The organism is uncultured Campylobacter sp. (assembly GCF_938031315.1).
In the GTDB taxonomy this organism is placed as follows: Bacteria; Campylobacterota; Campylobacteria; order Campylobacterales; family Campylobacteraceae; genus Campylobacter_B.
In genome coordinates, this window is the sequence record NZ_CALHHT010000404.1 from 1 (window position 1) to 1,001 (window position 1,001).

The 1,001-nt window shown below is 48.8% G+C and carries 2 protein-coding genes; both read right to left on the reverse strand.

Annotated features, from left to right (window positions below; translation table 11 throughout):
- Window positions 1-273: phage tail protein (locus tag Q0236_RS10135; RefSeq protein WP_297917395.1), on the reverse strand; the 273-nt coding region annotated here is incomplete at its 3' end.
- A gap of 2 nt (window positions 274-275) precedes the next feature.
- A partial coding sequence (locus Q0236_RS10140; RefSeq protein ID WP_297917397.1) for a hypothetical protein occupies window positions 276-1,001 on the reverse strand: 726 nt, incomplete at its 5' end.

Sequence of the window (1,001 nt, forward strand, 5' to 3'; positions counted from 1 at the left end):
AAATCTGCCTAGATATTTCCCAAGCCCCGTCACGAGCGGTAGCGATTGCCGCAGCTCTGCCAAAGCATAAAGCGGTTTTAACGCCTCTTGCCCATCCTGCGCGAAAGGCAAGGTTTGCCCGTTTAAATTTATGCTTTGGCTGCCGAGTTTTGCACTCAAAAGGGCTTCAAAGTTTGCGATGCGCTCCTGCGAGTTTATGCCGAAGTCTGTCTCGATCGCTATTTCGCTCGTTTGCTTCCATTCAAATTTAAAGCCGCCTAAATTTAAGACCATTTTTAACCTCTCACGTCCGTATTTTTAGCATTTTGCTCATTTCGTCTGATAGCCTCTTGTATATCCTTTGAAATTTGACGCTTAAAAGCTTCGGTATCGATACTGCCTCCGTGAGCGTCGATCTTAAAATCCCCATTAAAAGTTACGTTCGTATTGTCCCCGGCGCGACTTGAGCTAAGAGTGCTGAGTGCTTCGCCCATAGGGCGATTCGGAGCTGGGGTGAAATTTCGATCGGCACTGCTATACGCAGGCGCCATAACCGGTGTGCCTCCATCTCCGAAACCGAAAAACTCTCCCACGCTTTTGACACTACTCAGTATCCAATCTATTTTTTCGCCTATCCAGCCGAAAAAGTCCGCAAATAGATCCTTCCACCACGCTACCGTCTCATCAAATACGCTACTGAAAGCTTCTACCCAGCTATCCAGCCAGCTCTTAAAGCTCTCCCATTCCGGCTTGATTTTTTGCCAAAAGTTTTGAAAAAAGGCTTTTACTCGGTCCCAATTCTCATACAGCCACACTGCCGCCGTAGCAAGTCCTACGACTATGGCGCCGATGCCGGTAGTGATTAGAGCCAGCTTCATTATGCGAAAGCCTGCAGCTGCAGCAATGCTTGCGCCTCTCAATATGGCCATAGCTGCTGCTGCGGCTTTGCTTGCCACGGCGTGAGCGATCATAGCAGCTCTTTGTGTTATAAGCGCAATATTCGTACGAAGCGTGGCGGCAGT